The sequence below is a fragment of the Enterobacter sp. T1-1 genome (assembly GCF_000710795.1).
Lineage (GTDB): Bacteria > Pseudomonadota > Gammaproteobacteria > Enterobacterales > Enterobacteriaceae > Enterobacter > Enterobacter cloacae.
In genome coordinates this window covers 93,973-117,758 of record NZ_JALW01000012.1, presented here as the reverse complement: position 1 = coordinate 117,758, position 23,786 = coordinate 93,973, and the positions used below count along the sequence as shown (strand labels likewise).

General features: G+C 58.4%; 19 protein-coding genes. 7 read left to right on the top strand and 12 right to left on the bottom strand.

Annotated features, from left to right (window positions below; genetic code table 11):
- Nucleotides 1–46: 46 nt before the first annotated feature.
- From purM to ppx, 4 genes are all read left to right on the top strand, one after another.
- The gene (purM, locus tag AK59_RS0105660) at nucleotides 47–1,084 is read left to right on the top strand and encodes a phosphoribosylformylglycinamidine cyclo-ligase (protein WP_013098241.1); all 1,038 of its coding nucleotides are present in this window, start codon (nucleotides 47–49) and stop codon (nucleotides 1,082–1,084) included.
- Nucleotides 1,081–1,722 carry a phosphoribosylglycinamide formyltransferase gene (gene purN, locus AK59_RS0105655; RefSeq protein WP_020689985.1) on the top strand — a complete coding sequence of 214 codons (642 nt, stop codon included), beginning with the start codon at nucleotides 1,081–1,083 and terminating at the stop codon, nucleotides 1,720–1,722. The genes purM and purN overlap by 4 nt, the downstream gene beginning before the upstream one ends.
- A 206-nt stretch (nucleotides 1,723–1,928) precedes the next feature.
- On the top strand, nucleotides 1,929–3,989 hold the full coding sequence (gene ppk1, locus AK59_RS0105650; RefSeq protein WP_013098243.1) for a polyphosphate kinase 1: 2,061 nt from the start codon (nucleotides 1,929–1,931) through the stop codon (nucleotides 3,987–3,989).
- A gap of 3 nt (nucleotides 3,990–3,992) precedes the next feature.
- Nucleotides 3,993–5,531 carry an exopolyphosphatase gene (ppx, locus tag AK59_RS0105645; protein ID WP_020689986.1) on the top strand — a complete coding sequence of 513 codons (1,539 nt, stop codon included), beginning with the start codon at nucleotides 3,993–3,995 and terminating at the stop codon, nucleotides 5,529–5,531.
- Nucleotides 5,532–5,535: 4 nt separating this feature from the next.
- Here the strand turns inward: ppx and AK59_RS0105640 are convergent, their stop codons facing one another.
- Nucleotides 5,536–7,776, bottom strand: a complete 2,241-nt coding sequence (locus AK59_RS0105640) for a bifunctional diguanylate cyclase/phosphodiesterase (protein WP_029882261.1) — start codon at nucleotides 7,774–7,776, stop codon at nucleotides 5,536–5,538.
- Between the two features lie 352 nt (nucleotides 7,777–8,128).
- Here AK59_RS0105640 and AK59_RS1000000124270 point away from each other — a divergent pair, with 352 nt between their 5' ends.
- The gene (locus tag AK59_RS1000000124270; protein ID WP_154819463.1) at nucleotides 8,129–8,317 is read left to right on the top strand and encodes a YfgG family protein; all 189 of its coding nucleotides are present in this window, start codon (nucleotides 8,129–8,131) and stop codon (nucleotides 8,315–8,317) included.
- A 30-nt stretch (nucleotides 8,318–8,347) separates the two neighbouring features.
- Here the strand turns inward: AK59_RS1000000124270 and AK59_RS0105630 are convergent, their stop codons facing one another.
- Nucleotides 8,348–9,073, bottom strand: coding sequence for an SDR family oxidoreductase (locus tag AK59_RS0105630; protein WP_013098247.1), 726 nt, complete (start codon nucleotides 9,071–9,073; stop codon nucleotides 8,348–8,350).
- A gap of 212 nt (nucleotides 9,074–9,285) precedes the next feature.
- Here AK59_RS0105630 and AK59_RS0105625 point away from each other — a divergent pair, with 212 nt between their 5' ends.
- Both AK59_RS0105625 and AK59_RS0105620 read left to right on the top strand, forming a co-directional pair.
- Complete coding sequence (locus tag AK59_RS0105625; protein ID WP_013098248.1) at nucleotides 9,286–9,747, top strand: DUF6130 family protein; 462 nt, start codon at nucleotides 9,286–9,288, stop codon at nucleotides 9,745–9,747.
- Nucleotides 9,748–9,758: 11 nt separating this feature from the next.
- Entirely contained in the window at nucleotides 9,759–10,502 is a 744-nt protein-coding gene (locus tag AK59_RS0105620; protein ID WP_013098249.1) for an alpha/beta fold hydrolase, read from the top strand.
- Between the two features lie 89 nt (nucleotides 10,503–10,591).
- On the opposite strand, the gene iolB is transcribed toward AK59_RS0105620, so the two are convergent.
- The 10 genes from iolB to AK59_RS0105570 form a co-directional block, all read right to left on the bottom strand.
- Entirely contained in the window at nucleotides 10,592–11,416 is an 825-nt protein-coding gene (gene iolB, locus AK59_RS0105615; protein ID WP_029882259.1) for a 5-deoxy-glucuronate isomerase, read from the bottom strand.
- Nucleotides 11,417–11,425: 9 nt separating this feature from the next.
- The gene (gene iolE / locus AK59_RS0105610; protein ID WP_029882258.1) at nucleotides 11,426–12,316 is read right to left on the bottom strand and encodes a myo-inosose-2 dehydratase; all 891 of its coding nucleotides are present in this window, start codon (nucleotides 12,314–12,316) and stop codon (nucleotides 11,426–11,428) included.
- Nucleotides 12,317–12,327: 11 nt separating this feature from the next.
- On the bottom strand, nucleotides 12,328–14,232 hold the full coding sequence (locus tag AK59_RS0105605; protein ID WP_013098252.1) for a bifunctional 5-dehydro-2-deoxygluconokinase/5-dehydro-2-deoxyphosphogluconate aldolase: 1,905 nt from the start codon (nucleotides 14,230–14,232) through the stop codon (nucleotides 12,328–12,330).
- Between the two features lie 12 nt (nucleotides 14,233–14,244).
- Nucleotides 14,245–15,378 (bottom strand): Gfo/Idh/MocA family protein, encoded by a 1,134-nt coding sequence (locus tag AK59_RS0105600; protein ID WP_029882256.1) that lies wholly within the window; start codon nucleotides 15,376–15,378, stop codon nucleotides 14,245–14,247.
- An 8-nt stretch (nucleotides 15,379–15,386) separates the two neighbouring features.
- Nucleotides 15,387–16,415, bottom strand: a complete 1,029-nt coding sequence (locus tag AK59_RS0105595) for an ABC transporter permease (protein ID WP_013098254.1) — start codon at nucleotides 16,413–16,415, stop codon at nucleotides 15,387–15,389.
- Nucleotides 16,416–16,426: 11 nt separating this feature from the next.
- Nucleotides 16,427–17,974 carry a sugar ABC transporter ATP-binding protein gene (locus AK59_RS0105590; RefSeq protein WP_029882255.1) on the bottom strand — a complete coding sequence of 516 codons (1,548 nt, stop codon included), beginning with the start codon at nucleotides 17,972–17,974 and terminating at the stop codon, nucleotides 16,427–16,429.
- Nucleotides 17,975–18,022: 48 nt separating this feature from the next.
- Entirely contained in the window at nucleotides 18,023–18,952 is a 930-nt protein-coding gene (locus AK59_RS0105585; RefSeq protein WP_029882254.1) for a sugar ABC transporter substrate-binding protein, read from the bottom strand.
- Nucleotides 18,953–18,983: 31 nt separating this feature from the next.
- Entirely contained in the window at nucleotides 18,984–19,970 is a 987-nt protein-coding gene (gene iolG / locus AK59_RS0105580) for an inositol 2-dehydrogenase (protein ID WP_029882253.1), read from the bottom strand.
- A gap of 302 nt (nucleotides 19,971–20,272) precedes the next feature.
- Nucleotides 20,273–22,198, bottom strand: coding sequence for a 3D-(3,5/4)-trihydroxycyclohexane-1,2-dione acylhydrolase (decyclizing) (gene iolD, locus AK59_RS0105575; RefSeq protein ID WP_029882252.1), 1,926 nt, complete (start codon nucleotides 22,196–22,198; stop codon nucleotides 20,273–20,275).
- 11 nt (nucleotides 22,199–22,209) lie between these two features.
- On the bottom strand, nucleotides 22,210–23,715 hold the full coding sequence (locus tag AK59_RS0105570; RefSeq protein WP_029882251.1) for a CoA-acylating methylmalonate-semialdehyde dehydrogenase: 1,506 nt from the start codon (nucleotides 23,713–23,715) through the stop codon (nucleotides 22,210–22,212).
- Nucleotides 23,716–23,786 lie beyond the last annotated feature (71 nt).

Here is a 23,786-nt window from a genome sequence, read left to right as displayed (position 1 = left end):
CGCCGATTTTTCTTACTAGCTATGCAATCGCGTGGGGACTTGAGCCGTGACCAACAAAACTTCTCTCAGCTACAAAGATGCCGGTGTTGATATTGACGCAGGTAATGCGCTGGTTGACCGAATCAAAGGTGTGGTGAAAAAAACCCGCCGCCCTGAAGTTATGGGTGGTCTGGGTGGCTTCGGCGCACTGTGCGCGCTGCCGCAAAAATATCGTGAACCTGTTCTGGTCTCGGGTACTGACGGTGTAGGCACAAAACTGCGCCTGGCGATGGATTTAAAACGTCACGACACGATCGGTATCGATCTGGTCGCGATGTGTGTAAACGACCTGGTGGTACAAGGCGCTGAGCCGCTGTTCTTCCTCGACTACTACGCGACAGGCAAACTGGATGTGGATACCGCAGCCAGCGTGATCAACGGTATTGCCGAAGGCTGTCTGCAGTCTGGCTGCGCGCTGGTTGGCGGTGAAACCGCAGAAATGCCTGGCATGTATCACGGCGAAGATTATGACGTCGCAGGCTTCTGCGTGGGTGTGGTAGAAAAATCAGAAATTATCGACGGCAGTAAAGTGGCTGATGGTGATGTGCTGATTGCGCTGGCCTCCAGCGGCCCGCACTCTAACGGCTACTCGCTGGTGCGTAAAATCCTCGAAGTAAGCGGTTGCGACCCACAAACCACCGAACTTGAAGGTAAACCTCTGGCTGACCATCTGCTGGCACCGACCCGCATCTACGTGAAAAACGTGCTGGAGCTGATTGAGAACGTGGACGTTCACGCCATTGCCCACCTGACCGGTGGCGGCTTCTGGGAAAACATTCCGCGCGTACTGCCGGACAACACCCAGGCGGTAATCGACGAATCGTCCTGGCAGTGGCCAGCGGTCTTTAACTGGCTGCAAACCGCGGGCAACGTGAGTTCTCACGAAATGTACCGCACCTTTAACTGTGGCGTGGGTATGGTGATCGCCCTGCCAGCGAGCGAAGCGGATAAAGCCGTTAAGCTGCTGACGGACAAAGGTGAAAACGCGTGGAAAATCGGTATTATCAAAGCTTCCGATTCCGAACAGCGTGTGGTCATTGAATGAAAAACATCGTGGTGCTCATTTCCGGCAACGGAAGCAATTTGCAGGCCATCATTGACGCCTGCAAACAGAAGAAAATCAATGGCACCATTCGGGCAGTATTCAGCAACAAGGCCGACGCGTTCGGCCTTGAGCGCGCCCGGGAAGCAAACATTCCCGCGCACGCGCTGGAGGCCAGTCAGTTCGCCGGCCGTGAAGCGTTTGACCGCGAACTGGTTCAGGAGATTGATGCCTACGCGCCGGACGTTGTGGTGCTGGCGGGGTATATGCGCATCCTGAGCCCGGCGTTTGTCGGGCACTACGCCGGGCGTCTGCTGAATATCCACCCTTCGCTTCTGCCGAAATATCCCGGCCTGCACACCCATCGTCAGGTGCTGGAAAACGGCGATGAAGAGCACGGGACCTCGGTGCATTTCGTGACCGATGAGCTGGACGGCGGACCAGTGATCCTGCAGGCGAAAGTCCCGGTCTTTGACGGCGACACCGAAGACGACATCACCGAACGGGTGCAGAGCCAGGAACATGCCATTTATCCGCTGGTGGTCAGCTGGTTTGTCGACGGGCGTCTGGCGATGCGCGACGGTGCTGCCTGGCTGGATGGCGTGAAACTGCCCCCGCAGGGTTACGCGGCCGAAGAGTAGTCTGTTCTGTCGGGTGGCGCAGCAGCGCGTACCCGACCAACAAAGCGCATTACCCGATATTCCCTTCTCCAACCTTCTAAAATCTCCAACAAAAAAATAACTGTCATACTTTTCTGGCACTGTTGGACATATCGTGGAAATGCTCGCCATAATAAGGACGAGACGGATTTACCACGTCCTGTGATTGAACTGGAGTGTGAGCTGTAATGGGTCAGGAAAAGTTATATATCGAGAAAGAGCTAAGCTGGTTAGCATTCAACGAACGCGTACTCCAGGAAGCGGCGGACAAAAGCAACCCGCTTATTGAGCGCATGCGTTTTTTGGGCATTTATTCCAACAACCTTGATGAGTTCTACAAGGTTCGCTTTGCCGAGCTGAAACGGCGGATCATCATCAGCGAAGAGCAGGGCTTAAACTCTCACTCTCGCCATCTGTTAGGCAAAATTCAGTCCCGCGTGTTGAAAGCCGATCAGGAATTTGACGGCCTCTATAACGAGTTGCTGCTGGAGATGGCACGCAATCAAATCTTCCTGATTAACGAACGTCAGCTCTCCGTTAACCAACAAAACTGGCTGCGCCACTACTTTAAACAGTATCTGCGCCAGCACATCACCCCTATTCTGATCAACCGCGAAACCGATCTGGTGCAGTTCCTGAAAGATGACTACACCTACCTGGCGGTGGAAATTATTCGCGGTGAATCCATCCGTTACGCGCTGCTGGAGATCCCGTCCGACAAGGTGCCACGCTTTGTGAACCTGCCGCCGGAAACCCCGCGCAGACGCAAACCGATGATCCTGCTGGATAACATCCTGCGCTACTGTCTGGACGATATCTTCAAAGGCTTCTTCGATTACGACGCGTTAAACGCCTACTCGATGAAGATGACCCGTGACGCCGAATATGACCTGGTGCACGAGATGGAAGCCAGCCTGATGGAACTGATGTCCTCCAGCCTCAAGCAGCGTCTGACGGCCGAACCGGTGCGCTTTGTCTATCAGCGTGATATGCCAGACGCGATGGTGGAAATGCTGCGCGACAAGCTGACTATCTCGCGCTATGACTCCATCGTGCCGGGCGGTCGTTACCATAACTTTAAAGACTTTATTGGCTTCCCGAACGTCGGCAAAGCCAATCTGGTGAATAAACCGCTGCCGCGCCTGCGTCATCTCTGGTTCGATAAGTTCCGTAACGGTTTCGATGCCATCCGTGAACGCGACGTCCTGCTCTACTATCCGTATCACACGTTTGAACACGTGCTGGAGCTGCTGCGTCAGGCCTCCTTTGACCCGAGCGTGCTGGCAATCAAAATCAATATTTACCGCGTGGCGAAAGACTCCCGCATCATCGACGCGATGATCCACGCCGCGCACAACGGCAAAAAAGTAACCGTGGTGGTTGAGCTGCAGGCACGTTTCGACGAAGAGGCCAATATCCACTGGGCGCGCCGTCTGACGGAAGCAGGTGTACACGTTATCTTCTCCGCCCCGGGGCTGAAAATTCACGCCAAGCTGTTCCTTATCTCCCGTAAAGAGGGTGACGACGTGGTGCGCTATGCCCACATCGGTACCGGGAACTTTAACGAGAAAACCGCACGAATTTATACCGACTACTCGCTGCTGACCGCCGACGCGCGCATCACCAACGAGGTGCGCCGGGTGTTCAACTTTATTGAGAACCCGTACCGCCCGGTGAGCTTCGATTATCTGCTGGTGTCACCGCAGAACTCGCGCCGCCTGCTGTACGATATGATCGACAAAGAAATTGCCAACGCCCAGAAAGGCTTGTCGTCCGGCATCACGCTGAAGCTCAACAATCTGGTCGACAAAGGTCTCGTGGACAGACTCTATGCGGCGTCCAGCTCCGGCGTTCCGGTTAACCTGCTGATCCGCGGCATGTGCTCCCTCATCCCGGAACTGGAAGGTATCAGCGATAATATTCGCGTCATCAGCATTGTCGACCGCTACCTGGAGCACGATCGGGTCTATATTTTCGATAATGCGGGAGATAAACAGGTCTATCTCTCTTCGGCAGACTGGATGACGCGCAATATTGATTATCGAATTGAAGTCGCAGCGCCGCTGCTGGATCCGCGCTTGAAACAGCGTATTCTCGACATTATCGAGATTCTGTTTAGCGACACGGTGAAAGCGCGCTATATCGACAAAGAACTCAGTAACCGCTATGTACCGCGCGGCAACCGCCGCAAAGTGCGGTCGCAACTGGCGATTTACGACTATATCAAATCACTCGAGCAACCCGATTAACCTATGCCGATAAATGATAAGACCCCACGACCACAGGAATTCGCCGCGGTCGACCTTGGTTCTAACAGTTTCCACATGGTCATCGCCCGTGAGGTGGATGGTGCGCTGCAGATCATCGGTCGTCTGAAGCAGCGCGTACACCTGGCAGATGGTCTTGATGAACGCAGCATGCTCAGCGAAGAGGCGATGGAGCGCGGCCTGAACTGCCTTTCGCTGTTTGCCGAACGCCTGCAGGGCTTCTCACCCTCCAGCGTCTGCATTGTGGGAACGCATACCCTGCGCCAGGCGCTGAATGCCCCTGAATTCCTCAAGCGTGCAGAAAAAGTGATCCCCTATCCCATTGAGATCATCTCCGGTAACGAAGAGGCGCGTCTGATTTTTATGGGCGTTGAGCACACGCAGCCGGAAAAAGGCCGCAAGCTGGTGATTGATATCGGCGGCGGCTCCACAGAGCTGGTCATTGGTGAAGACTTTGAACCGCGTCTGGTGGAAAGCCGCCGTATGGGCTGCGTCAGTTTTGCCCAGATGTATTTCCCGGGCGGTGCGATTTCGCGGGAAAACTTCCAGCGGGCGCGCATGGCCGCCGTTCAGAAGCTGGAAAATCTGGCCTGGCAGTACCGTATCCAGGGCTGGAACGTCGCGCTGGGAGCCTCGGGCACCATCAAAGCGGCCCATGAAGTGCTGCTGGCGATGGGTGAAAAAGACGGTTTTATCACCCCCGAACGCCTGACGTTGCTGACCGAAGAGGTGCTGAAACATAAAAGTTTCGACGCGTTAAGCCTGCCGGGTCTTTCCGACGAGCGTAAAGCGGTGTTTGTACCGGGGCTGGCTATCCTGTGCGGCGTATTCGATGCGCTGGCCATTAAGGAGCTGCGTCTCTCTGACGGCGCGCTGCGTGAAGGCGTGCTGTATGAGATGGAAGGCCGCTTCCGCCATCAGGATATTCGCAGCCGCACCGCGCAAAGCCTGGCAAACCAGTACAACATCGACCGCGAACAGGCGAAGCGGGTGCTGGAAACGACCGTTCAGATGTACGATCAGTGGCAGGAGCAGAATCCGAAGCTTGCCCATCCGCAGCTTGCCGCCCTGCTGAAATGGGCCGCGATGCTGCACGAAGTGGGGCTGAACATCAACCACAGCGGCATGCACCGTCATTCCGCCTACATTCTGCAAAACAGCGATTTGCCGGGCTTCAACCAGGAGCAGCAAACCATGATGGCGACGCTGGTGCGCTATCATCGCAAAGCCATTAAGCTCGACGATCTGCCGCGCTTCACGCTGTTCAAGAAAAAGCAGTTCCTGCCGATGATTCAGCTGCTGCGTCTGGGCGTGCTGCTGAATAACCAGCGTCAGGCCACTACCACGCCGCCCACGCTGAAACTCAAAACGGATGACCATCACTGGACGCTGAGCTTCCCGCACGACTGGTTTAGCCAGAATGCGCTGGTTCTGCTGGATCTGGAAAAAGAGCAGCAGTACTGGGAAGCGGTCACCGGCTGGATGCTCAAAATCGAAGAAGAGAGCGCCGACGTCGCGGCGTAACGGCTCAGGCGTCCGCTACGGACGCCTCTGCCTCCAGCAGTGAATCAAGTGCCACCGGCCGACCTATCAGATAGCCCTGCACATAGTCGATACCGAGCGCGTGAACCGCGCTACGTATCTCTTCGGTCTCCACATATTCCGCAACCACCAGCATCTTTTTCATTCGCGCTAAATGGCAAATAGAGGCCACAATCTGGTAATCCAGGCTGTTGCTGACGATATTGCGAATAAAGCTGCCGTCAATCTTGAGGATGTCTGCGTCCACGCTTTTCAGCCGCGCATAGCTTGCATAGCCGGTACCAAAATCATCTATCGCAATGCGTACGCCCATTTTTTGTAGCTGCCGGAGGGTATGCATCGCCTGCTCCGCGCTGCCGAAGGTACTGCACTCGGTCACCTCGAAGATCAACTGCCACGCCTCCACGGCGTATTTATTCAGCAGACGGCTCACCTCCAGCGGGAACTGAACCCGACAAACGGTTGAGGGCGCAAGATTAATGGCAAAGCGCTGGCCGGGCAGCCTGTCACGGTGTTCGGCCAGGAAACGCAGCGTGCGCTCCAGCACCCACAAATCGACCCGCGACGACAGGCCAAACTCCTGAGCGACGGGCAGGAACCGATCGGGAGTAAGTAATGCGCCGTCCGCATCCGGCATCCGCAGCAGCACTTCATGATAGCGATCGCCACGCAGGCCACGAACGGGCTGCGCCAGCAGGGTGAATTCGTTGTTGTCGAGCGCCTTTTGCAGGCGGCTCATCATCGCGATTTTATCCTTCAGGCTGCGCTGCAGATGGACAGCACCACGCTGCTGAAGGTTTTCCGGGTGGTTGGTTGAGAGCGAAAGATCGGCAATAACCCCTAACTCCCCCAGCACCAGATAGAGATGGTTCACGGGTGAGCGTACATAGCAGTAACTCATGCCCACCTGCGGCTGTAGCGGCATGCCATCCCAGATAAAACGGAACTGTTTGATATGCTCATCCAGCGTTTCGATTCGCTGCTGGTGCGATTCCGCGTTGAGTCGCACTGCCAGATCATACCCGGTAAGGTGATACACCCGCTCATTGGGCTGGAGTGTGCCATTAACCCACTGTGCCAGCTGCTGTTTGTACAAAATTCGCAGCAATACGCCATAATTTCGGCCCAGCACTTCCAGTTCAGGAATACGCAGTAAACAGAGCGCCGACCACGGGTTCCGGGCCAGATCGCGTAACAACGCCCGCAGGTTAGGCATATGGACAACCGGGTCGAGGAGCGCCAGCCTGCGGGAGCGCTTATTCACGGCACGCTGGCGGGTCGACAGCATCGACATATAGACCACCACAAACGAGAAGACCAGGTAGCTGGAAGAGGTGATCGCCAGTTGAATGTCGTAGCCCTGATTCACAGGGATATAACGGTAAAAATAGTGAATAGAGACCAGCAGGACCGGCGTCCAGATGAGGGATGTCAGCCTGTAACCAAAGCGCATCGCGCCCCAGAGCATCACCGGCATCAGGAGCGACAGCGTGTAGTTAGTGGTGAAGATAGAGCTGTTCTCATTCATTGGTATCAGCAGCAACAGCAGCAGCCCGCCCAGTATGATCAACCAGACCAAAAACTCGATGAGCGTCACCTTTTTATCGATCTGCGCGCGGCTCTGAGAAATCAATGTCCTGAAATAACGCGGATGGCGAATCAGCCGGATTATCAGGTAACTCAGCGGTACGCCCGTTAAGCCGCTGACCAGCAGCGCCTGATAGTTGATCAGCGTGTGAATATTAAGCGGGTTCAGCCCCGCCAGGCTCTGGCGACTCTCATACACGCCCAGATAAACCGCAAACTGAAACAGCACCAGAAACAGCGTTGCCGGACATAACACCTGCCAGAAAATGCGCTGCGCCATCAGCCGTATATCGCCGTAAGCCGTCATATTGCGTCTGGGGGCAAAGACGCGATAACCGCCCCAACTCAGCACTAAGGGAATAATAAAATGGAAGATCCCGGCAACGGTTTCAAACAGCCCAACTTGCGGGTAATAGCGAATAAACAGCGACAGCACTATTCCGGGAATCGCCCCAACGCCGAAAAAGAGCATTAAGGTGAGCAGGAAAAAGAGCGGCAGATAATAGAGTGCCACTATGCCGTCGCCCAGTTGCGTCAGGGTATTGGCCGCGCTCAGCACAGGCAGCAACACCACCGGTAAAATAAGCGGCAGCGCCCACCAGCGGTCTTTATTCTGTTTCAGGAAAGCAATAGTGTTCATAGATGCCCGGTTAAACCCCCTTTCTCCTGAGGGAAAATGAAGACAGGCATCCGACCTGACGTACGTGCTGCCCGCTAACACCCGGGGCAAGCAGTATGGAGGAGGGATTTTAAATACCACTGCGGGGAATCCGTTGACTTAAATCAAACTATTTAATTCAAAATTTCCTTTCTTCTGTTTTTTTCCGGTTAATTTTCTTCGTGTTATCAATATCGTAAATGCAATTATTATTTTTAATAACATCGGTTAATGTATATGTTGACGGTTATTTACACATCGCAGAATTGACCCACCCTTCCCGCTGTGCCTTAATATCCGCGTCGCCCAAAAGGGTATGTCCAGGAAAAACACAGTGAGTCAGGCCACACGTATGCGAAAACCACATCGATTTAACACTCGAATGACCCGCATCATATTGCTTATCAGCTTCCTGTTTTTCTTTGGCCGCTTCGTTTATTCCTCCATTGGTGCCTGGTATCACCATCAGGACAAACTCCAGTCGCAGCAAACGGGTCTGGTGGTCGACGCACCCGTGCGCTAGTCAGAATGTCGGGCTTCCCTGCCCCTGCAGTTAAAGCACGAATCCACCGTCAATCGTCAGGCTCGCGCCTGTCATATATCCAGACTCTTCTCCAGCAAGCCATGCGGCAAGTGATGCGATCTCCTCAGGCTGCCCAATCCGTTTTAAAGGGATATGTGCGGTGATCTGCTCCGCCATTCCGGCCGTCATATCCGTGGCGATGGGGCCGGGCTGGATATTGTTAATTGTGATCCGCTTCGGAGCCAGATCCAGCGCCAGGTTTTGCACCATGGCTGCCACCGCAGCTTTACTCATCGCATAAACGCTACTACCCGCATGCCCGGTTCGCACAGCGGTATTGCTGCCAATGGTGATCACCCTTCCCCCTTCCCTCATTCGTTTAACTGCCGCCTGCACAGAGAGGAAAACGCCGCGCACGTTCACCGACAGCGTGGCATCCAGATCGTCCACTGAATAATCCTCAAGCATACCCAGCCGCAGTACGCCTGCGTTCACTACGGCAACATCCAGCCTGCCGTAATGGTTGATCGTGGCATCAACCGCAGCCTGAATTGCACTTGCATCTGCGCTATCAGCGTTAATCGCCAGCGCCACCCCGCCCGCATCAGTAATGGATGAGACCAGCGCATTAGCCCGGTCCGGACGTGATACCCATGTCACGGCAACGCGATATCCTTCCTTCGCCAGTCGTGCCGCTATAGCCGCACCAATTCCACGTGCGCCGCCGAAAATCAACGCAACTTTTTCACTATTCATGATGTTTTCTCCGGGAAGTCTCCGCATCCGATGGATGCGCCTGAAGACACCATGCCAGCAAACTTCTCGTCATGCCCGGGGGAATTGTATCGCACTGTATCTCCCCCATCTGGCTTACGCATCGATACAAAAATCCCGCATCAGCAAACAGACGCGATACATAAAAATGGTCTGCTGTCTCTCGTGACATGACCCCACGAGGAGAGACCAAAATGATTCGCCAGCATCTGTTGCTTCCTTTACTCGCGCTAACGTCTTCCGTCTGCGCCGCGCCCCTGAGCGGCCTCAGCGCCGCCGACGTCAACGGTCCGGCTGCCGTTGCCCCGCTTGAGCAGCCCCAGCCGCCCGCCAGGCTGATTGTCGATCCGCCGCTGGCAGGCCCGCTGAGTAAGGGGGCTGTCTTTATTCAGTACCGTGTTGAAAACCTGCGCATAGAACCTGTCTTTGGACCCGATGCGCTGAAAGTCACTCCGCGCATCGGCCATATTCACGTTGTGGTGGATGACGCACCCTGGCACTGGGCGGACACCAGCGGTGAGCCGGTGATTCTGGTGGGACTGCCCGCCGGAAAACACAAGGTGACCATTATTCTGGCCGACCCGACGCATAAGCCTCTCGACCATAAAACCCTTGAATTCACCGTGCCGCCGCATGCGCCGGTCCACCATTTCTGAGGAGCCTGAAGATGAAAACATTATCGATACTGACGGCGGGTCTGCTGGCGATGTCGGCCAGCGCCTTTGCGCAGAGTGAAACCAGCGTGGTGCTGGTGCATGGCGCCTTTGCCGACGGCAGCAGCTGGAACAAGGTGATTTCCCTTTTGCAGAAACGCCACACCGAGGTTATAGCCGTCCAGCTGCCGCTGACCTCACTAAAAGATGATGTAGCAGCCACCCGGCGCGCCATCGCTCGCGCACACGGGGACGTGGTACTGGTAGGTCACTCCTGGGGCGGCACCGTGATTAGCGAGGCCGGCAACGATGCGCGGGTGAAATCACTGGTGTATGTGGCGGCGTTCGCGCCGGACGCCGGTCAGTCAACGGCAGAGCTGGCGAATAGCTACCCGGCGCCACCGGGGAGCGCCGGTATCGCAAAAACCGCGGACGGCTTTTTATACCTGCCGCCTGCGTCGGTCAGTAAGGACTTCGCACCGGATGTGAAACCGGGTGAACAACAGATCATCGCCGCCACACAGGGGCCAATAAAGGGCGATGCGTTTGGCGAAAAAGTCACTCGCGCGGCGTGGCACGCGAAGCCGAGCTGGTATGTGGTAAGCAAGAACGACCGGATGATCAATCCTGAGCTTGAACGCGCGATGGCGAAGGCCATCCACGCGAACACCACCGAGGTCGCGGCAAGCCACGTGTCGATGGTGAGCCAGCCGGAAGCCATTGCCCGCACGATTGAGCAGGCGAGGCAGATGCACTGAAGACAATTCGGCCAGCGGCGCTGTGCTTGCGCGAGCCTACGGTTTCGTAGGTCGGGTCAGCACAGCGCCACCCGACAAGAAAGGCCGCTTCAGCCCCCATTCTCTGCGGGATAATCCCGGTTAATCCACGCGTGGTCCTCTTCCCACGTGAACATCCATTTGCGCACCGGCCCGGCCATCACGTTGAGGTAGTAGCTGTCATACCCCGCCAGGGTTGCCACCGGGTGGTAGCCCTTCGGCACCATCACCACGTCACGGTTGTAGACCGCCATGCATTCATCCAGCGTTCTGTCGTCAGTGTAGACCCGCTGCATGCAGAACCCCTGCTCCGGGTTGAGGCGATGGTAATAGGTCTCCTCCAGATACGTCTCCTGGGGCGGATTATCCGTGTCGTGCTTATGGCTCGGGTACGAGCTGGTGCAGCCTTCGTTGGTCCAGACCTCCACCACCAGCAGGCTGTCAGCCGGTTTGTCTTCCGGCAGAATGTTGTGCACATAGCGCTGGTTATGGCCTTTGCCGCGCGCTTCAGCGTCGATATCCTGCGGTGCAATCAGCCGCGTCGGCCAGCTACCTTTACCCGGAGCGGCACAAATCGCCAGTTCCAGCTTCGTGAGCGCCTTCACCTGCACCGTCTCCTGCGGGGTAACGTACACCGCCCACGGCTTGATGCGCTCGAACGGGCTCATCCGCTCGCCAATATCGTTAAACTGCGCGGAAGGCGTGCTGATGGAGGCGCGCCCGGCCACCAGCACCAGACAGCGCTCTTCGCTGACGGCGGGTAGCGTCAACTGCTGCCCCTCCTGCAACTCATAGGCCTCAAAGCCAACATATCCCCACCCGGCGCGTTCCGGCGTGACGGACTGGGTCCGCCCTTCAGCGTTCGGCTGTTGCCAGCGTGATAGCAGACGTGACATGTCACCTCCTCAGATAAGCCCGGCGTCGCGCGCCAGACGGCTCAGGTTGTTATACCCCAGACGGGCATAGGTCAGCGGATGGGCAATCGCAGGATCCTGCTCCGCCTCCACCACCAGCCAGCCGTGATAATCCTGCGCTTTCAGCAGTTGCATGATCGGCGGATAATCCACGCAACCGTCGCCCGGCACGGTAAACACGCCGCTCAGCACCGCATCGAGGAAGCTGGTTTTGCGGTTTTTGACATCTGCCAGCACGTCGGCACGCACATCTTTGCAGTGAACGTGGTTGATGCGCGACGCCCAGCGCTGCGCCACCGTCAGCGGATCGGCCCCGGCAAAGGTCAGGTGACCGGTGTCCAGCAGCAACCCGACCTCTTCGCCGGTATGGGTCATCAGGTTGTCCACGTCGTCAGCAGACTCAATCACCGTCCCCATATGGTGGTGATAGGCAATCTGCACCCCCTGCTGCTGAGTGTAGCGGGCAAATTCCGTGAGCTTCTCGCCATACTCCTTCCAGCGTGCCTGCGGGAAGCGCGGGCGCAGATGCACCGGCGTCTGTTGCTCGCCGTGAATGCAGCCGCTCACCTCCGCAAATACCAGCACCTTTGCCCCCAGCTCACGCAGCAGCGTCAGGTGGGACTGCACGGCGGCAATCTCCTCTTCCACGCTGCGCTCCAGCAGGCGGCCGGAGTACCAGCCAGAGACCAGCTGCAGATCGTGGTGCTGCAAAATGGGGCCAAGCAGGCGCGCTTCACGCGGGAATTTGTTGCCCAGTTCGAAACCGGCAAAACCGGCCTCTTTCCCCTCGCTCAGACAGGTCTCCAGCGGCGTTTCGGCACCAAGGGAAGGCAGATCGTCGTTAGTCCACGTCAGGGGGTTAATGCCTAATTGCACACTCATTGTCGTCTCCATTATGCGTGTCCGCGCTCGCGCCACCAGGCGATAAGCTGCAGGTAATTGTCCCGGATGCGCGCCACCAGCTGCGCATCGTCGATATCGTGTTTCAGCCATGCGCGGGAAGCTTCGCCAAACAGCGTGCGCCCCACGGCAAATCCTTTCACCAGTTCGTGCCCTGCCGCGGCGTTAAACCCGGCACGCAGCTGCTCGGCAGGCGCATCCAGCCCGAGGATCACCACCCCACGGCAGTGCGGATCCCGACGCTGGATAATCTCGCTCAGTGCCGTCCAGCCATCGGACGTCAGCGGCGGCAATTTCCACCAGTCCGGGTAAATACCCAGGTTGTAGAAGCGGGAGATGGCACGCAGATAAAGTTCATCGCTGCGCGGCATGCTGGCGGGCAATATCACCTCCAGCAGCAGCTCATGCCCGGACTGGCAGCAGGCGTGGTAGACCTCGGCAATTTTCTGCTCCTGCTCCAGGCGCAGGCCGTGGGCATCTTCCGGGTGGAAAAAGACCAGGCACTTCACCACATGCTCCTGCGGCCAGCTGATAAGCTGGGTGCCGATGTTGCCGTGCTCCATCTCCAGCGGACGGGAGCCCGGCAGCTCAATGGGTCGCCCGATCCACCACCCTTCACCGGTAATGGCGTTGAGCGCGTCCTGACCAAACGTACCGTCACACAGCAGGCCCGCTTTGCCTGCCAGCCCGGCACGGCTCGCCGCCTCGCGGCTGGCCTGCAGGATCAGCTGCTTGAGCGCCGGAATACGTTTGAGCGACGCCCCGCACTGCAGCGCCATATCTTCAAGCTGGCTGCGGTGATCGAACGCCATTACGCACAATTCCGGCCATTCGCGGCGGCGGGTGGTGACCCGGTGCAGATGGTTCAGACGCGGGTCGAGATCCGGGCGTGGAACGAGCGCGGCGCGCGAGAGATAATCATCCAGCTCAATTTTGCTCGGCATCGCCGGGGCGCAGCCGTGGCGCGAGACCACCAGCGCGCCGCAGGCGTTGGCATAGCGGCACGCCTGCTCCCAGCCCTCATCGTTCAGGTAGCCGCGCAGCAGGCCAGACATAAAGGCATCGCCCGCGCCGAGGACGTTCAGCACCTCCACGCGCACGCCGGTCACCGTCAGGCCGTCATCCAGACGGGCCGGAATGGCACCGGTATAGACCGAACAGCCAAGCGCGCCGCGTTTGCAGACCAGTGTGGCCTGACTCACGGCACGCACCTGCGCCAGCGCCAGCAGGGTGTCCGTGCTGCCGCCCGCAATGTGGAACTCCTCCTCGGTGCCGACAATAACGTCGAAGAGGTGCAGCACCTCCTGAAGTTCACGGGTGACCTGATCGGCCGCGATAAAGCGCGTTTCGCCGTCGCCTAAGGAGGTCAGCCCCCACAGCACCGGGCGGTAATCAATGTCCAGCACCGTGCGCACGCCGTGACGACGGGCATAGCCCAGCGCCGTCAGCACCGCCTCGCGGGTCTGCGGATGAGAAAGGTGAGTCCCGGTGATGGCAAGACACCGTGCGGAGGCGATGTAGTTTTCGTCCACATCGCTGGCCGTAATGGCCATATCCGCGCAGTTATCGCGATAAAAAATCAGAGGAAAGGTGTCCCGGTCTTTAATGCCGAGTAGCACCAGCGCCGTGAGGCGTGTTTTATCGGTGATCAGATGGCTGGTATCACAGCCCACCTGATTTAGCTCTTCGCGCAGGAACCGGCCCATATGCTCGTCGCCCACGCGCGCCAGCATCGACGAACGCAACCCCTGCCGCGCCGTGCCGTACGCCACGTTGCCGGACGAGCCGCCGAGATATTTGGCAAAGCTCGACACATCCTCCAGACGCGCACCAATCTGCTGACTGTAGAGGTCTACCGCCACGCGGCCCATGCATATCACATCAAACTGCTTTTCCACGTTGATACCTCTTCAGACAATGTCATTCACGTTCAGCCAGCGGCCTTGCTGGTGTGAGAGTGCGATGGCGTCCAGCACGCGCGAGACCTTCCACCCCTCTTCAAAGTCCGGCCACATCGGTGCGTCGGCGGCAATGCCATCCACCAGGTCACGCACTTCCACCGTTTTTTGATCGTTAAAGCCAATACCGTGGCCTGCGCCCATACAGAACGCGCCGTAGTCCGGGTGTGCCGGGCCAACCAGCAGCGTGCGGAATCCCTGACGGTTGACCGGATCGTCATGCAGATAGAGCTTCAGCTCGGCCATGCGCTCCTGAGTGAAGCTGATGGCGCCTTTCGTTCCGGTGATCACATATGACAACCCCATCTTGCGGCCGCAGGCGACGCGGGAGGTTTCAATCACACCCTGCGCCCCGCCCGCGAAACGTACCATCGCGTGGGCCTGGTCCTCGTTTTCGACGGCAATCATCTCCGACGACCCGGCCTTCGCCGGACGTTCCGGGACCACAATCTTCAGGTCGCCGCAAACCTGCTCAATCTCCCCCACCAGGTACTGCGCCATATTGACGATATGCGCCGCCAGATCGCCCAGCGCCCCCAGCCCGGCAGTCTCTTTGAAGCAGTGCCAGTGAATGGGCGAAAGCGGGTCAGCCATGTAGTCTTCGTTGTGGGTGCCGTAGAAGTGGATCACCTCGCCTATTTCGCCGCGGGCGATAATCTCTTTCGCCAGCTGCGCCGTCGGGTTTTTCATGTAGTTGAAGCCCACCAGGGTTTTCACCCCTGCCCGCTTAGCGGCCTCGACCATCTCACGCGCGTCGTGGGCGTTCAGCGCCAGCGGTTTTTCCGAGTAAACGTGCTTGCCGTGGCGGATCGCCTCCAGCGCCATCTCTTTATGCAGATGGTTGGGCGAGCAAATATCCACTACATCAATGGCCGGGTCGGCCACCAGCGCCCGCCAGTCTCCCGTTGAACGGTTAAAGCCAAACGCCTGCGCGCGCTCTGCCGCCAGCGTCGGGTTTACCTCGGCCACCATCTCACGCACCAGCTTGCCGCGCAGGTTGAACACCGTCGGGGCCTGGGCAAAGGCGATGGCATGCGCCTTGCCGATATACCCGGTGCCAATTAATCCAATACGAACCTCTTTCATCGTGATCCTCACAGTGCGCCGCGACGGCTCTTGGCGTAGGTGTCGAACGCCACCGCCAGAACGATAATTAACCCGGTGATAATCTGCTGGTAGTAAGCCGAGACGTTCATCAGCACCAGGCCGTTAATCAGAATGCCCATAATGATGGAGCCGATAATGGTGCCGCCGATGCGTCCGTAGCCGCCCATCAGCGAGGTGCCACCAATCACCACCGAGGCAATGACGCGCAATTCAAAGGAGATCCCGGCCACCGCCTCGGCGCTCCCCAGACGCGCGCTGAGAATAAAGCCCGCCAGCCCCGCCAGACAGCCAATCAGCACATAGACGCTGACCAGTACGCGCTTTACGTTCACACCCGCCAGACGCGCCGCCTCCGGGTTGCCACCGATGGCGTAAACGAAGCGCCCCCAGCGGGTTTTGTGCAGCGCCAGATAACCGCCAACGGCGACGATGGCGAAGATCCAGATCGGAATGGAGATACCGAGCAGCTCGCCCCGTCCCCACCAGCGGTAGCCCTGATCGAAACCGGCGATTGGCGCGCCGTCGTTAATCACCAGGGTCAGGCCGCGCCAGATGGTCATCCCCCCGAGGGTGACGATGAACGGCGGCAGGCGCAGGCGGGTGACGCCCAGGCCATGCAGAAAACCAATCGCCGTGCCCATCGCCAGACAAATCCCCAGCCCTATCAGCCAGCTCATGCCGCCCCAGGCGTTCGGGTCGACGGTGGTAAAGTTGTCGCCTTTAATCACGTACGCCGCGGTCATGGCGCACACCGCCAGAATGGAGCCGACGGAGAGGTCGATCCCGGCGGTCAGGATGACGAAGGTCATCCCCACGGCCATGATCCCGTAGATGGAGACTTCGGTCAGAATGTTGAAAATGTTGCGTTCAGAGAAAAAATTGCTGTTCTGCGACTGGAAGAAGATCAGCAGCAGGATCATGAAAATCAGCACCCCAAAGCGCTCGAAGAAGGCGATGGGATCGATGCGTCCGGCGCGTTTGACCGGGGCCTGCGTTTTAGAAATCATCTGCGTCATGAGAAACTCCGTTATGCCGCGTTCAGGGCGTTGTGGTTGATGGCCATCATCGTCATCAGCCGCTCTTCGTTGGCATCATCGCCGTGGATCTCGCCGGTGACCCGGCCTTCGCTCAGGGTAATGATCCGGTCGGACACCGCCATCACTTCAGGCAGATCGGAGGAGATCACAATCACCGCCACGCCCTTTTTCGCCATGTCAAACAGCACCTGGTGCACTTCTGATTTGGTCCCCACGTCGATGCCACGCGTTGGCTCATCGACAATCAGCACCCGCGGGTTGAGCGCCATGCAGCGCGCGAGGATCACTTTTTGCTGGTTACCGCCGGAGAGCTTGCGCACCTCCTGCGCACTGTTGACCATTTTGATCTGCAGCGCCTGGCGGTAGGACTCAATCAGATCGTCCTCTTTGCGGGTATTGACGAACCAGCGCCAGTGCAGCAGTGACGAAAGGCAGGAGAGCGACAGGTTGTCGCGAATCGACAGCCCCAGCACCGCCCCCTCTTTTTTGCGATCTTCCGGCACCAGCGCCACGCCCTGATCGAGGGCATACAGCGGGTCGCGCGGCTGGTACGGCACGCCGTCAAGCTCAAAGCTGCCAGAGGTAAACGCGTCTGCGCCAAACAGGCAGCGGGCCACTTCGGTGCGTCCGGCCCCCACCAGTCCGGCGATGCCCAGCACCTCACCCGCGTGGACATGGAAGCTAATGTCATGCAGGGCAATACCGTGCGGATCCAGCGGCGGCTTTTCGCGGCTTAGCCCCTTCACGGCCAGACGGATGGGTTTATCCTCATGGTGGGTTTCACTGGCGGGACGGCGGTTAAACGCCACGTCGCGCCCGACCATCAGGCGGATCAGCTGCTCTACGTTCGTTTCTGCCACCGCGCCGGTGCCGGTGAAACGGCCATCCTGGAAAACGGTGAAACGGTCGCAGAGCTGGAAAACTTCATGCAGGCGGTGTGTCACATAGATAATGCTCACCCCGCGGTTTTTAAGCTCCCGCACCACACGGTGCAGGCTTTCTACTTCGCTGTCGCTCAGCGCGGCGGAAGGTTCATCCATGATGATCAGCCTGGCGTTGAGAGTCAGTGCTCTCGCGATCTCGACCATCTGCTGCTGGGCCACGCTCAGGCGGGCAACGGGTGTGGTCGGCGCGACGTTCAGCTGCAGGTAATCGAGAATGACCTGCGCCTCCTGGTTTACCGCTTTTTCATCGACGATCAGGTTCCGCTTGCGCGGCTCGCGCCCAAGGAACATGTTTTCCGCGACGGTCATGTTGGGCAGCAGGTTAAATTCCTGATAGATGGTGATAATGCCCTTGTTCTGTCGTTCCACCGGGGAGTCATCTACCGGCAGCGTTTCGCCGTTGAACCAGATCTCCCCGCGCGTTTGCGGCTGCGCGCCCGCAAGCGCCTTCAGCAGCGTGGATTTTCCCGCCCCGTTTTCCCCCAGCAGGGCGTGGATTTCTCCCGGCCCGACGGTCAACTGGGCATTGCTCAGCGCCCAGACGCCGGAAAAGCTTTTCGCCAGCTCGGTCACTTTCAGTAAGGGTTGCGACATCAGTCTGCTCCTCCTCATGATGAGCCGCCAAAGGCGGCTCGGGACATATTAGTTACCGGCCTCACCGATACGCTCAGCCTGCTGCAGGTTCTCTTTGGTGATAAGCGTTGGCGGGTAGTCCGCGCCGGTGATGGCTTTCTTCTCACGCACGTTGGCCACCAGCTGGCTCATTGCCGTTTGCACCGCAAAGCCCGGGCGCTGATCCGCAGTCACCGCCAGCCAGCCGTCACGCACGCGAGCCAGCGCTTCAGGAACCGCATCAAAGCCGGTTACCAGGATTTCACCGGGCTTCACGCCCTGGCTCTGCAGGGCTTCAATCGCCCCCAGCGCCATATCATCGTTGGCGGAAAGGATCACCTGCGGGCGTTTCGGCAGTGACGGCAGAACGCTTTCTACAATGCGCATCCCTTCAGAACGCATCCAGTTGCCGGTCTGATCGGCGACGATCTTGTATTTATCGCCACCCGCTTTCAGGCTTTCGCGGATCCCTTTGGTGCGTTCGATGTTGGAAGAGGAGCCCGGCTGACCGGTGAGCAGAATGATCTCTGCCCCGTCGGGGAATTTGCTTTTCACGAAGTCGCCAATCGCCTGGCCGCCTTTGTAGTTGTTGGCGCCAAAGTGCGGCACTTTCTTCTGGCTGTCGACGGAGCGGTCAAGGGTGACCACCGGCAGCTTCGCATCCTGAATTTCATCCACCGCGCTGGAGACCGCGTTCACGTCGTTCGGGGAGACGATGAACCCCTGCGCTCCGCGGGTGATGGCGTTTTCCAGGTCAGCCACCTGTTTTGGTGAACTGCCCTGCCCGTCCAGCACCTGCAACTTGACGCCCATCTCTTTTGCGGCTTTCACTGCCGTGCGCTGCATGTGAACTTCAAACGGCATCGCCAGGTTTGGCGTACTGAAAACAATTTGCTCGTTTTCGGCGAGGGCAGCCCCGGACGTCATGGCGATGAGGGCGGCTAAGATCAGCTTTTTCATTATTATGTCTCTCTGTGTAGGGTGGTTGTGTTTAGAGGACGATCTCGCGCTGGCTACGCAGCGACTCCAGCGCTTTATCCGCGAGGTACAGCGCACGTTCACCATCATCGCCGCTGCAGTCAGGCACCGCTTCGCCGCGCAATACCGCAACAAAGTGTTCCCATTCCGCGGCGTAAGCGGATTTGTAGCGCTGCAGGAAGAAGTGTTCCGGCAGCGCGCTGGTGCAGCCCTGTTTGCCGTAGTGCTGCACCTGATTTTCAAGAATATTGCCCGCGCAGAGCAGCCCTTCAGAGCCGTGCAGCTCCAGGCGCTGGTCGTAGCCGTAAGAGGAGCGGCGGCTGTTGACGATGGTCGCCATTGCGCCGGAGGCATATTTCAGAACGATAAATGCGGTGTCGATGTCCCCCGCCTCGCCAATCGCCGGATCCACCAGGTTACTGCCCTGGGCATACACTGACACCGGCTCTTCACCCATGATGAAGCGCGCCATATCAAAGTCGTGAATGGTCATATCGCGGAACATGCCGCCAGAGACGCGGACATACTCCGCCGGTGGTGGAGACGGATCGCGGGAGATGATCAGCAGCGATTCCGGTTTGCCGATACGCCCGGCCTGCGCGTCGGTTTTCACACGGCGGAACTGCGGGTCAAAGCGACGGTTAAAGCCGATGAACAGCGGCACGCCGTACTCTTTGACCACTTTCAGGCAGTCACGTACGCGGGCGAGGTCGAGGTGTACCGGTTTTTCACAGAAGATGGCTTTGCCATGACGGGCGGCCATTTCAATCAGGTCCGCATGGGTATCGGTCGCCGAGGCGATCAGCACGGCATGAACGTCAGGGTCGGTCATCGCCTCAATCAGGCTCTGCTGGCGGGCCTGATACTGCGTGGCGAGACGGGTGGCAAATTCCTGATTCGGGTCAACCACGGACCAGAGTGTGGTCGCGCTGTGGCTGGCGATGTTAGCTGCATGTACCTGGCCAATTCGGCCAGCGCCCAGTAAAGCAATGTTAAACATAACGGCTCCCGGTGTTGGTGAATGCTGTGAACTAACGACCCTTTAAATAAAACATTTATTTCATTTTTATAAATAGTGAAAATTATGTTTTTGAGTGTGGGTTAACACTTTTGAGATGAATGAGATAAATTTTGTTATCAATCTCACAACATGGGAGGGAGGACATCTTCCCCTCACCCCGGCCCTCTCCCTCAGGGAGAGGGAGGGAAAACCGCACCGAACTATCCCCTCTCCCGGTGGGAGAGGGTTAGGGTGAGGGGAAAAAGAAAAATGAAATGAAAATTTCGTTACGGCGGGAAATCTTAATACTGACGTGCTTTTTTCACCTGCGCCTGCGTCTGCGCCGCGGCTTCGCGCACGGCAGGAGACGCCGCTACCTGCGCATCGCCGGTTCGCCACCAGGAGGCGTAATCGTGGGTCATGGTCTTCGGCAGCACTTTGATGTCCAGCAGCGTCGGGCCTGGATGGGCGCGGGACGCCTCCAGCGCCGCCAGCAGGCTTTGCTCATCATGTACCCGCCACGCGCGACAGCCGTAGCTTTCCGCGTTTTGCGCGAAATCGACCTTCACCAGCGGCCCGTCAAGCTGCCCGGTCTGCGGGTTACGGTGGCGATTTTCCGTGCCAAAGCTTCCCATTCCATGTCCCATCTGCAGGTTATTAATGCAGCCAAAGCTGGCGTTATCAAACAGCAGAACGGTGATTTTAATGCCCTCCTGCACCGCGGTTTGCAGCTCGGAGTGCAGCATCATGTAAGAGCCATCCCCCACCATGGCGTAAACCGGTTGCCCGGGTCGGGCAAGCTTTGCGCCAAGCGCTGCCGCAATCTCGTAACCCATGCAGGAGTAACCGTACTCCAGATGATAGGTATCAGGCGTTTTGACCTGCCAGAGGCGCTGTAAATCTCCCGGCAGCGAACCGGCTGCGCCCACCACGATGGCGTTATCTTCAACATGCTGATTAATCAGCCCCAGCACCCGCGTCTGGGTCAGGCGGGTGTTGAGCGTCTCGCCATATTCCGTCAGCTGGGCATCAAGATGGCCCGCCACTTCCGGTGCCTCGTCCGGGCGCCACTGGCGATCCCAGAGACGGCGGCACTCGTCGTGCCAGGCGGCATTCGCCTGCGCAATCTCCTCTCCCCAGCCGCTGCGATACTCCCTGAGCGAGTGGGTTAAGGCCTGCAGTCCGGTCCGGGCATCGGCAATCAGCGCGGTGGCGTCAAGCTTCAGGGCGTCAAACTCGGCCACGTTCAGCAGCAGGAATTCCACGTCCGGATGGGAAAAGAGCGCCTTGGAGCCGGTGGTAAAATCGGTAAGACGTGTCCCCACGCCAATCACTAAATCTGCCTGCGGCGCAAGCTGGTTGGCGGCCATTCCGCCCGTCACGCCCACCCCGCCCATATTAAGTGGGTGGTCACTTACCAGCGCCCCTTTTCCGGCCTGGGTTTCGGCAAACGGCAGATGCAGCGTTTCGACAAATTCGCGCAACGCCTCATGCGCGCCGGAGTAGCGTACACCGCCGCCGCACACCACCAGCGGACGGCGTTTACGCGCAATCAACGCCTGCGCCTGCGCCAGACGCTGCGGATCTGGCGGTCGACGCTCGATGTGATGCACGCGACGCGCGAAGAAGCTCAGCGGGTAATCCCAGGCTTCGCCCTGCACGTCCTGCGGCAGGCAAAGGGTTACCGCACCGGTATCTGCGGGGTCAGTGAGCGTTCGCATCGCATTTAACATGGCGCTCATTAACTGCTCCGGGCGATTGATGCGGTCCCAGTAGCGGGAGACCGGGCGGAAGCAGTCGTTGGTGCTGATGCTGAGATCGTGATACTGCTCGATCTGCTGCAACACCGGGTCCGGCTGGCGGCTGGCGTAGATATCCCCCGGCAGCAGCAGCAGCGGAATACGGTTCGCCGTGGCGGTCGCCGCCGCGGTGATCATATTGGCGGCTCCCGGCCCGACGGAAGAAGTCACGGCGAAAATGCGCTGACGGCGATGCTGTTTGGCGAATCCCGTCGCCATGTGGGCGATGCCCTGCTCATTACAGCCCTGCATTACCTGCAGATGGCCCGGATCCTGTTCCAGCGCCTGGCCGATGCCCAGCACGTTGCCATGACCAAAAATGGTCGCCACGCCTTCCACGAAGGGCGTTTCAATGCCATCAATGCTGACGTACTGTTGATTAAGGAACCGGACCAGCGCCTGGGCCATGGTCATACGTTCGGTTTGCATAAAACCTCCTGTCAGCCCAGCGTCGGCATGGAGAACGCAGCGCCTGTCTCCTGCTGCATTTCCGGCCAGCGTGCGGTGACGGTTTTCATTCGGGTGTAGAAACGCACGCCGTCGTTACCGTGAACGTTGAGTGCACCAAAAATCGAGCGCTTCCAGCCGCCGAAACTGTGGAACGCCATCGGCACCGGGATCGGCACGTTAACCCCTACCATACCCGCCTGCACCTCTTCGCAGAAGCGGCGCGCGCAGCCGCCGTCGCGGGTGAAAATGGCTGAACCATTACCATATTCATGGCGGTTAATCAGATCCACCGCGCTGGCGTAATCTGCTACGCGCACCACAGAAAGCACCGGGCCGAAAATTTCTTCCTTATAGATCGTCATCTCCGGGGTGACGTTATCGAACAGCGTCGGCCCGACAAAATAGCCCTTCTCGTGACCCTGCACGCTAAAGCCGCGGCCGTCCACGCGCAGATTCGCCCCCTGCGCTTCCCCGCTGTCGATGTAGCCCAGCACCTTGCTGCGATGTGCGGAGGAGATAAGCGGCCCCATTTCGTTTTCTGGCGTCTGGTCCAGCCCTGGCCCAACGCGCAGCGCGGCAATCTGTTTTTCCAGACGGGCGCAGAGGTCATCGGCGGTTTTATCGCCCACCGCCAGTACCACTGAAAGCGCCATACAGCGTTCCCCCGCCGCGCCGTAGGCCGCGCCCATAATGGCGTTGGTTGCCATCTCCATGTCGGCATCCGGCATTAAAATGCAGTGGTTTTTCGCCCCACCCAGCGCCTGACAGCGTTTGCCGTGGGCGGACGCGGTCTGGTAGATATATTCCGCAATCGGCGTAGAGCCAACAAAGCTCACGGCCTGCACGCGCGGGTCGGTCAATAGCACATCAACGGATTCTTTATCCCCCTGCACCACGTTAAACACGCCGTCCGGCAGGCCGGCCTCTTTCAGCAGTTTTGCCAGCGCGAGCGCCAGAGAGGGATCTTTTTCTGATGGTTTCAGCACGAAGGTATTGCCGGTCGCCAGCGCAATCGGGAACATCCACATCGGCACCATCGCCGGGAAGTTAAACGGCGTGATCCCGGCGCAGACGCCGAGCGGCTGCATTAGCGAGTGGCTGTCCACACCGGTGCCCACGTTGGCAGAGTGTTCACCCTTTTGCAGATGCGGGATGCCACAGGCGAACTCCACCACTTCCAGGCCACGGGTCAGCTCGCCTACCGCGTCGGAGAAGACTTTACCGTGCTCTTCGCTGATAAGACGGGCCAGACGTTCCATATTCTCTTCCAGCAGCGCTTTGAAGCGGAACATCACGCGCGCGCGCTTAAGCGGAGAATGACGCGCCCACGCCGGAAACGCCTGCTGCGCGGCGGCAATCGCCTGCTCCGTTTCCTGTGCCGTACTCATCACCACCTGACGGATCTGCTCGCCGGTGGCCGGGTTGAAGATCGCCTGAACGCGCTGGCCTGAACCGGTGACACATTCGCCGTGAATAAAATTCGCTACCGTCTCCATCCTTAACCTCTCGCTGTTGATACGTGACTGTTACCTGAACACTGTGTACTGAACACTATATATGAAACAAA

What these genes read in the sequence shown, in the direction of transcription:
- purN (WP_020689985.1), top strand. Translation starts at nt 1,081, where the DNA reads ATGAAAAACATCGTGGTGCTCATTTCCGGCAACGGAAGCAATTTGCAG.
- ppk1 (WP_013098243.1), top strand. Translation starts at nt 1,929, where the DNA reads ATGGGTCAGGAAAAGTTATATATCGAGAAAGAGCTAAGCTGGTTAGCA.
- ppx (WP_020689986.1), top strand. Translation starts at nt 3,993, where the DNA reads ATGCCGATAAATGATAAGACCCCACGACCACAGGAATTCGCCGCGGTC.
- AK59_RS0105640 (WP_029882261.1), bottom strand. Translation starts at nt 7,776, where the DNA reads ATGAACACTATTGCTTTCCTGAAACAGAATAAAGACCGCTGGTGGGCG.
- AK59_RS0105630 (WP_013098247.1), bottom strand. Translation starts at nt 9,073, where the DNA reads ATGAATAGTGAAAAAGTTGCGTTGATTTTCGGCGGCGCACGTGGAATT.
- AK59_RS0105625 (WP_013098248.1), top strand. Translation starts at nt 9,286, where the DNA reads ATGATTCGCCAGCATCTGTTGCTTCCTTTACTCGCGCTAACGTCTTCC.
- AK59_RS0105620 (WP_013098249.1), top strand. Translation starts at nt 9,759, where the DNA reads ATGAAAACATTATCGATACTGACGGCGGGTCTGCTGGCGATGTCGGCC.
- iolB (WP_029882259.1), bottom strand. Translation starts at nt 11,416, where the DNA reads ATGTCACGTCTGCTATCACGCTGGCAACAGCCGAACGCTGAAGGGCGG.
- iolE (WP_029882258.1), bottom strand. Translation starts at nt 12,316, where the DNA reads ATGAGTGTGCAATTAGGCATTAACCCCCTGACGTGGACTAACGACGAT.
- AK59_RS0105600 (WP_029882256.1), bottom strand. Translation starts at nt 15,378, where the DNA reads ATGAAAGAGGTTCGTATTGGATTAATTGGCACCGGGTATATCGGCAAG.
- AK59_RS0105595 (WP_013098254.1), bottom strand. Translation starts at nt 16,415, where the DNA reads ATGACGCAGATGATTTCTAAAACGCAGGCCCCGGTCAAACGCGCCGGA.
- AK59_RS0105590 (WP_029882255.1), bottom strand. Translation starts at nt 17,974, where the DNA reads ATGTCGCAACCCTTACTGAAAGTGACCGAGCTGGCGAAAAGCTTTTCC.
- AK59_RS0105585 (WP_029882254.1), bottom strand. Translation starts at nt 18,952, where the DNA reads ATGAAAAAGCTGATCTTAGCCGCCCTCATCGCCATGACGTCCGGGGCT.
- iolG (WP_029882253.1), bottom strand. Translation starts at nt 19,970, where the DNA reads ATGTTTAACATTGCTTTACTGGGCGCTGGCCGAATTGGCCAGGTACAT.
- iolD (WP_029882252.1), bottom strand. Translation starts at nt 22,198, where the DNA reads ATGCAAACCGAACGTATGACCATGGCCCAGGCGCTGGTCCGGTTCCTT.
- AK59_RS0105570 (WP_029882251.1), bottom strand. Translation starts at nt 23,715, where the DNA reads ATGGAGACGGTAGCGAATTTTATTCACGGCGAATGTGTCACCGGTTCA.